5 protein-coding genes and 3 pseudogenes are annotated in these 7,651 nt (G+C 76.8%); 4 read left to right on the forward strand and 4 right to left on the reverse strand.

Annotated features, from left to right (window positions below):
- A pseudogene (locus BG452_RS25415) lies at positions 1–707 on the reverse strand (hypothetical protein); the annotation flags it as partial.
- Complete coding sequence (locus tag BG452_RS25420) at positions 704–1,972, reverse strand: hypothetical protein (protein ID WP_188306690.1); 1,269 nt, start codon at positions 1,970–1,972, stop codon at positions 704–706. The gene BG452_RS25420 and the pseudogene BG452_RS25415, both read right to left, overlap by 4 nt.
- A 196-nt stretch (positions 1,973–2,168) precedes the next feature.
- Here BG452_RS25420 and BG452_RS25425 point away from each other — a divergent pair, with 196 nt between their 5' ends.
- Positions 2,169–2,825 (forward strand): histidine phosphatase family protein, encoded by a 657-nt coding sequence (locus tag BG452_RS25425; RefSeq protein WP_188306691.1) that lies wholly within the window; start codon positions 2,169–2,171, stop codon positions 2,823–2,825.
- 21 nt (positions 2,826–2,846) lie between these two features.
- Here BG452_RS25425 and BG452_RS25430 read toward each other — a convergent pair whose 3' ends face one another.
- The gene (locus BG452_RS25430; RefSeq protein WP_188306692.1) at positions 2,847–4,508 is read right to left on the reverse strand and encodes a tetratricopeptide repeat protein; all 1,662 of its coding nucleotides are present in this window, start codon (positions 4,506–4,508) and stop codon (positions 2,847–2,849) included.
- Between the two features lie 264 nt (positions 4,509–4,772).
- Here BG452_RS25430 and BG452_RS25435 point away from each other — a divergent pair, with 264 nt between their 5' ends.
- The 3 genes and pseudogenes from BG452_RS25435 to BG452_RS47780 form a co-directional block, all read left to right on the forward strand.
- Positions 4,773–5,285 (forward strand): hypothetical protein, encoded by a 513-nt coding sequence (locus tag BG452_RS25435; protein WP_223242719.1) that lies wholly within the window; start codon positions 4,773–4,775, stop codon positions 5,283–5,285.
- 205 nt (positions 5,286–5,490) lie between these two features.
- The gene (locus BG452_RS25440; RefSeq protein WP_223242720.1) at positions 5,491–6,396 is read left to right on the forward strand and encodes a spermidine synthase; all 906 of its coding nucleotides are present in this window, start codon (positions 5,491–5,493) and stop codon (positions 6,394–6,396) included.
- Positions 6,397–6,529: 133 nt separating this feature from the next.
- Positions 6,530–6,880 (forward strand): annotated as a pseudogene (locus BG452_RS47780) (GNAT family N-acetyltransferase); the annotation flags it as partial.
- A 167-nt stretch (positions 6,881–7,047) separates the two neighbouring features.
- Here the strand turns inward: BG452_RS47780 and BG452_RS25450 are convergent.
- Positions 7,048–7,651: pseudogene (locus BG452_RS25450) on the reverse strand (hypothetical protein); the annotation flags it as partial.

The following is a 7,651-nucleotide window of genomic DNA, read 5'->3' on the forward strand; positions in this document are numbered from 1 at the left end:
CCGTCGCGGGCGGACTCGGCCAGCTCGGCGGCCTGCGCGCCGGTCAGCCCCGGCGGCGGGTCGTGCCAGGCCAGCCGGGCCGCCAGGTGCTGGTCCTCCAGGTGGCTCTGGCCGGTGGCCCAGTGCCGGGCGAGCAGGCCGGTCATCGGCAGCAGCAGGCTGGAACCGGGCACCTGGGCACGGTCGGTGAGGTGGGTCAGCCAGCGGCCGAGCAGCGGCACCCGCAGCGGCGCCGGGTGGGGGCCCGGGTCGGCGTCCTCGGCGGTGCGGCGGAACCGGGTCGAGCGGCCGATCAGGGCGAGGTGGCGCACGCCCGCGCCGTTGGGCACGATCAACTGTGGTGCGTCCGCGCACAGTTCGCGGAACACCTGGGTCTTCTCGCCGGTCTCCGGGTCCTTCTCGGAGCCCTCGATCTGCTCGACGTCCGTGCCGAAGGACTCCAGGTAGGGCAGCAGGTCGGCGGCCAGCGCGGCCAGGTAGTCGAACCGGAGGGTGCGGTTGAGCGGCTGCGGCACCAGGTGCAGCCGGGGGGCGTCCCGGTCGGTGCCCAGCAGCACGGCCAGCGGCGCGCCGGACTCGCCGGCCGCGGTCAGCGGGACGAGCACCATGGGCCGCTCCGACAGGTGCCGGTGCCGGACGGTGGCCAGCGGCTCGGCCCGTCCGCTGCGGACGGCCTCCAGTCGGGCGAGGGTGGTCAGCAGGCTCATGCCCTCACGCCCAGGGCTTCCGCGCGCAGGGCGGCCGCGTACGCCAGGCGCTCGGCCGCCTCGTGCGCGCCGTCGCCGTCGCCATCGCCGTCGCCGTCGCCATCGCCGTCCGCGTCGGCGCTGCGGTCGCTGCCGTCGGTTCCGCCGGTGCCTTCGCCGCCGCCGGCGGCGGCCAGGGCCTCGGCGACCGTACGGATGCTGCCCAGCTCGCCGCGCACGCCCCGGCCGAGCTGCTCGACCCGGTCGTCGCAGCGGGCCCGGGCGCGGCAGTGGAAGCCGAGCTCGCAGGTGGAGAGGCAGTCCGGGCTGTAGGCGGCGGGCACCGTCTCGACCGAGGCGGTCAGCTGCTCGGCGGTCCGGGCCGGGACGCCGCCGTCGTCGGCGGCCAGGTCGAAGTCGGTGCCCGGCGGCAGCGTCGCCAGCAGCCGGTCGATGCCGGTCATCCGGCTCAGCTGGCGGCGGGTGGTGGCCAGTTCGCGGCGGACGTCGACGGCGACGGCGGTCGGCCGGTTGCCGAAGTCCTTCGGGCAGACCAGCAGCACGCTGGTGCGGGGGCTGCCCGGGAGCCGCTGCTCGGTGTACGGGTCGTCGGCGAGGGGGAGCCCGGCGGCCGCGGCGGCGGCGTGCTGGAGCGCCAGCACGTACACCGCGGCCTGGCGGGCTGCGGCGCCGACCTTGGCCGGGTCGGCGCTGCCGTCCAGCACCGGGAAGGACTTGATCTCCACCACCGTGCACCGCCCGCCGTGCACCACCAGGGCGTCCGGCTCCAGGTAGGCGGTGCTGCCGGCCACGGCGAGGCGCAGCATCGGGTGGTCCAGCAGCGTCCAGGAGTCCGGCTCGGCGGCGGCCCGGGCCAGTGCCTCGGCCGTCCGGTCGGCGCGTACGGCCGGGCCGGAGCGGTGCAGCAGGTCCGGCACCAGCAGTGGGGCGTGGTCGTCCACGGGAAGGCCGAGGTGGGCGCGGAGCGGCTCCAGCAGGGCGGCGTGGTCGTCCGCCTTCAGCCGGGACTCGAAGATCACGCCGCGGGCGATCGCGAACGGGGACTGCCCGAAGGGGGCGGGGCGGCCGAGCCGGGCGGCCAGCGCGGACTTGTCCACCCCGGCCGCGTCCAGCACGGCGCGGCGGTGGCAGCCGGGATTGGCGGCCAGCGCGGCGAGGGAGCGGGCGTTCAGACTGCGCTGCGGGGCCGGTCCGCGCAGCTCGGCGAGCCGCTGGGCGAGCGGCTCAGCGGGCCCGCGCAGCGGGACGTTCGTCGAGACGTTCATGGTGCGGCCCAGTGTCGCATCCGGGTCCGACAACGCGGTGCGGACCGGGCGGTTCCGGCTCGTTCCGCCCGTAACCGGCCCGTCCTGCCCGCTACTCCGGGCCCGCGATCGTGGGCGCCGTCCGGGTGGGGGATCATGGAGCCCGGTGCTCAAGGGTGAGACCGACCGTTGACCGCCCCGCTGCGAGGAGCCTTCCATGCCCGCCCGAATCGTGCTGGTCCGCCACGGTGAGACCGAGTGGTCGGCCACCGGCCGCCACACCGGCCGCACCGACATCCCGCTGACCGAGGAGGGCCGCGCGATGGCCCGGGCGCTCGGCGCCCGGCTCGCCAAGGCCCCCTGGAACGGGCTGCCGGACGCGCTCGTCTACACCAGCCCGCTCGGCCGCGCCGAGGAGACCTGCGCCCTGGCCGGCTTCGGCGACCGCGCGGTGGAGCGCCCCGAACTGCTCGAGTGGGACTACGGCCAGTACGAGGGCCGCACCGGCGCCGACATCCGGGCCACCGACCACCCCGGCTGGCTGATCTGGCGCGACGGGGTGCCCGGCGGCGAGAAGCTCTCCGACGTGGCCGCCCGGGTGGACGCCTTCCTCGCCGAAGTGAACGGGGAGCACGGCGTCCCGGAGTCGGACTCCACCGTCATGCACTGCGCCGACCGGGACGTCGTCCTGTTCGCGCACGGCCACCTGCTGCGCATCCTGGCCGCCCGCTGGCTGGGCCTGCCGCCCGAGTTCGCCCAGCGCTTCAAGCTCGGCACGGCGGCGCTGTGCGTGCTGTCCTGGGAGTACGGCGCCCCGGCGGTGGAGGTCTGGAACGACCTGTCCCACCTGGATGGGCTCGACCAGGGCCACTGAAGCGGCGCCTGCGAGGACCGCTCAGGCCGCCGCGGCCTGGTCGTACCCGATCAGGAAGCGGCGGACCTCGGCGACCGAGGCGTGCGCGCGCAGCCGCCCCGCGGTGTCCGCCAGCATGCTGCGGATCCGGGCCGAGCGGACCTCGCCGAACAGTGCGACGGCGGCCGAGCCGTGGTGCGCCGCGCCCGCCAAGTCCCCCCGGCCGAGCCGGTCGTGGGCCAGTTCGGCGGTGTACAGCACCCGGTTGCGGACGAAGTGCGGCTCCTGCAGCGCTATGGCCAGCGCGGCCTGCTCGCTGGCGCGGTCCCAGTCCTCCAGCGCGGACCAGCACTGCGACTGCAGACCGACGATCTCCGCCTCCCCGAAGAAGGACATCCACTCCGGATCGGTCTCCGACGGCCCCCGGTCGAACAGCGAGTAGGCCCGGCCGATCGCGCGTTCGCAGGAGGAGCGGTCCCGCAGCACGGCCCAGGCGCCGGCCTCGCGCATCGCCAGCAGGGCGAGCAGTCGGGCGGAGTCCAGCTCCCGGGCGGCGGCCTGCCCGGCCTGCGCGGCGCGCAGCGCCTCGCGCGGGCGCCCGGCGTCCCGGGCGAGGAAGGCGCTGTTGCAGAAGACGTGCGCCTCCAGGGCCGCGTCCCCGGCCATCCGGGCGGTGGCGAGCGCCTCGGCGTAGAACGAGCGGGCGTCCGCGAGCCGGTTCGAGTCATGCGCCAACCAGCCGACGGAGATGGCCAGTTCACCGGCACCGGCCTGGAGCCGACGTTCCGTCTCGGCGCTGTAGTCACACTCGTCGAGCAGCACGTAGGCGGTCCGCAGCGACTGCCCGGCGAGTTCGTACAGGGCGTCCGCGCCGTGCGCGTCGTCGGCCAGTCTGATGTCCCGGACGGCCTGTTCGACGCCTTGCACCTCGGCGACGCCGATCCTGCGCAACGGCGGCACCGGCGCCGCCCGGCCGGGCACCACCGGCTCGGCGCCGAGCAGCGAGGGCGCGGCGAACTCCGCGCCGGGGAAGGCACCTTGGCGGGTGACCGGGCGATGGCCGATGGCCGGGCCGAAACCGATGGCCGGGCCGAAGCCGGCACCGGCGACGGGCCCGGCGGCGGCCGGCCGGTCGATGCCGATCACGGTGGCCAGCGCGGTCGAGCCGCCGGCCAGGAACGTACGGCGACGCACGTCGTCGTTCTCCTCGTCGAGATAGGGCGATCCATCGGGCCCCCTGGGCGCCGCGCCGGCCGACGGCCACGGGGGCCCTTCCGGAGCGGATGGATCCGCGTACGGCGAGGCAGCGTACGGGAGTTGGGTGGAGAGTGGTGAGCGCGGGGCGGGCAGGGGCGGGAACGGCGGGTGGAGTGGCGGGTGGGGCGGGGGTGCCCCGGTGGCCGCCCCGCCGCCGTCCGCCGAGCGGCGGCGGACGGCGGTGCGGGGGGCGAAGCCGAGGTCGGTGAGCGTGCGCCCCGGCCACATGTGCCGGAAGACCCGCTCGTAGGCGTAGTTGGGGCAGCGGATCTCACCGGACTCGACCCGTCCGACGTAGCGGGCGTCGCAGGACACGTGCTCGCCGATCTCGCGGGCGGCCCGGCGGACCGCCATGGCGAACTCTCCGGGTGAGCGGTCGCCGCGCAGTGCGCGCATCACGGGGTTGGGGGACGGTCGGTTCGGCTCGGCCGGTGGGGTGGCTGCCATGGCGCAGAGAGTACTCGGAGTCACCGATCAGCCACACTCGGTTGGCAGGACATCTGCCGTCAATGCGGTGCAAAGCGGGCGTAGTTGCCGGATATCCGCCATGAAATGCCATGCCTTGCTGTAAAGCGCCCCGTGGCCTCCGGCACTCCCGCCGCGTTGTCCTGATACGTGGAAGCCCAGGCCGCCCCCCGGCCCGTCCCCGCCCCCGAGGCCCCACCCCGGCGGCAGCGCTTCCGACCCGACGAGGTAACAGGAGGGCCCGTGATGGCCACCGGACTGCCACAGCACCGACCCGTCGCCGGGGGCGTGCTCGCCGCCGCCGCCCCCGCCCTGCTGCCCGACCCCGCCGACGACCGGTTCCCCGGCCGCGGCCCGGTCGAAGGCGGCCGCGGCTCCTGCGGCGGACTGCGCCGGGACCACCCCGTCCCCGCCGAGGACACCCTCGTCACCGGCTGCGACACCGTGACGGTCGCCCTGCGGCACGGCCTGGAAGCCGTCGACATCCTGCGACTGCGCCGCGCCTGCGGGGCCGTCCTGCAGAGCCGCAACGGCAGCACCGTCTCCTTCCTCGTCCCGGCCGGCACCTGGGAGACCTGGCACCTGCCCGGCAGCTCCTGTACGGCCGGCGCCCTGGTGCCCGGCGCCACCGACCCGCGCTGGGTGATCCCGCCCTCCGGTGCCAGCCGCTCCGCCCGCCCCACCGACGCCTGGGTGCTCCGCTCCGCCCTCTGCGAGGCCGCCTGCACGCTCACCGCAGGCGGCCTCGGCCCGTTCTAGCGGCGTGCCGCGCGGATCCCGCCGGGCCCGTACGCCTCCGGCCGGATCCCCGCGGCACGCCCCTGGGCGGGGTGTGCACCGCTGTGGCGACGCCTGACCTGTGTCGCCTCCGGCGGCTCCTGCTTATGCAGCCTCCGGCGACCCCGGCCCTGTGTCCGCCTCCGGCGACCCCGGCCCTACGTCGCCTCCGGCGATAATGGCCGACATGGGACGAAGCAACAGGGCCGCGCGCAGCCCCGAACCGGCGCTCACCACCGGCTCGGACGGCCGCACCCACGCCCAGGGCCCGCTGTCCCGGCCGGTCGGCTCCGGTCTGGCCGAGCTGCGCCCCGACCGCGACCGCCCGCAGGCCTGGACGCTGCTGATCGACGGCGCCCCGCAGTCCCTGGTCGACCTCGCCGACCCCACCCACCTGGGCTTCGAGTACCAGCGCCGGCTCGGCCACCTGATCGACCTGGTCGCCCCGGCCGGGCGCCCGCTGACCGTCCTGCACCTGGGCGGCGGCGCCCTCACCCTGGCCCGCTACGTGGCCGCCACCCGGCCGCGCTCCCGTCAGCAGGTCGCCGAGATCGACACCGCGCTCACCGAACTCGTGCGCGCCGAACTCCCCCTGGATCGCGGCTGGCAGATCAAGGTGCGCGGCGCGGACGCCCGCGAGGTGCTGGAACGCGCCCCCGAGGGCAGCGTCGACCTGGTCATCACCGATGTCTTCTCCGGCGCCCGCACCCCGGCCCACTGCACCACTGTCGAGTTCACCACCCTCGCGGCCCGCGCCCTCGCCCCCGGCGGCTGGTACACCGCCAACATCGCCGACGGCGGCGCCCTGCCCTTCGCCCGTTCCCAGGTCGCCACCCTCGGCGCGGTCTTCCCCGAGCTGTGCCTGACGGCCGACCCCGCCGTGCTGCGCGGCAAGCGCTTCGGCAACCTCGTCCTGGCCGCCGCCCATACCCCGCTGCCGATCGCGGACCTGAGCCGCCGGGTGGCCTCCGACTCCTCCCTCGGCCGGGTCGAACACGGCCGGGCCCTCACCGACTTCACCGCCGGCGCCACCCCGGCCACCGACGCCACCGCGGCGCCTTCCCCGGTGCCGCCGCCGGGCGTCTTCCGCTGACGGCCGCCCCGTCGACGACCGCCCTCCGGCGACGGCCGCCCGTTCCTCCCCGCCGCCGTAGAACCGTCGGCGGACGATCGAGTTGCGGCGCACACCGGCCACGGATGTCCGGCTGCCGACGCGAGGGGGCCGCATGCGCATCCGATCCGCCCGCCCGGACGGGGCCGAGCTGCTCACTGGCATCGCCCTGCGGGCCAAGGCCCACTGGGGCCATGACGAGGCGTTCCGGCCCGCCTGCCGGGAGGAGCTGACGCTGGACGCCGCCGCCGTCGAACGGGCGTCGACGGTGGTGGCCGAGGACGGTGGCCGGGTGCTGGGGTTCGCCGCCCTGACCGGCGCCCCGCCGTCCGGCGAGCCGGCCATGCCCTTCGTCGGGCCCGACCGGATCGGCCATGGCATCGGCCGGGCCCTGTTCGGGCACGTCCGCGACCGGGCCTGGTCCGCCGGCCCGCGCCGCTGCACCATCGACTCCGACCCGAACGCCGAGCCCTTCCGCCCGGCGACGGGCGCCGTCCGCGTCGGCAGCACCCCGTCCGACTCCCCGTCCGAGACTCCCCGTCCGGCTCCCTGCCCGGGCGGGAACTCCCACCGCTGGAAGGGGAACCGGCGCCCTGAGGCCGGCGCCGGGAGCCCCGCGCCGCCGACGGCGGCTCAGTGTCCGCGCGGCAGCCCCCGGTGCTTGCACATCGCCGCGCCGGTGAGCAGCAGTCCGGCGGCGATGGGGGCGAGCACCGCGGTCGCGGTGGCGGAGTCGTCCGCCCGGGCCGTCACGGTCGCGGTGTCGGCGAGGGCGAGCGTCTCGGGTGTGCCGCCGTCGGTCGGCGGGGCGGGGGCCGAGGCGCCGTCCGTGGCCGTACCGGTGGGTCGCGCCGTGCCGGGCCCGTCGTGGGCCGTGGCCTCCGGGACGGCGGGAGTTCCGGCGCTCTCGGGCCGGGCGGTGCCGGTCGGGTCGGCGGTGCCGGAGCGGGGGCGGGGGACGGCGGGCAGTGCGGAGGGTTCGCCTTCGCGGGAGGCGCGGGTTTCGCCGGGGCGGCCCTGGGCGGGGACGGTCCCGAGCAGGCCGGAGGCGAGGGCGAAGGCGTCGGGGACGGCGGTGCCCTGCCCGGGCAGGGGGAGTCCGCCGGAGCGGATGCGCTCCTGGAGGGTGTCGCCGACCGGGTCGGCGGCCCCGTCGGCCGGTTCGGTGGCGGCCCCGGTGGTGGGGCCGGGTACGGCGGCCCCGGACGGCCCCGGTCCGGCAGACCGGGCGGCTGAC

The organism is Streptomyces sp. CBMA123, from assembly GCF_014596465.1.
Taxonomy (GTDB): Bacteria; Actinomycetota; Actinomycetes; order Streptomycetales; family Streptomycetaceae; genus Kitasatospora.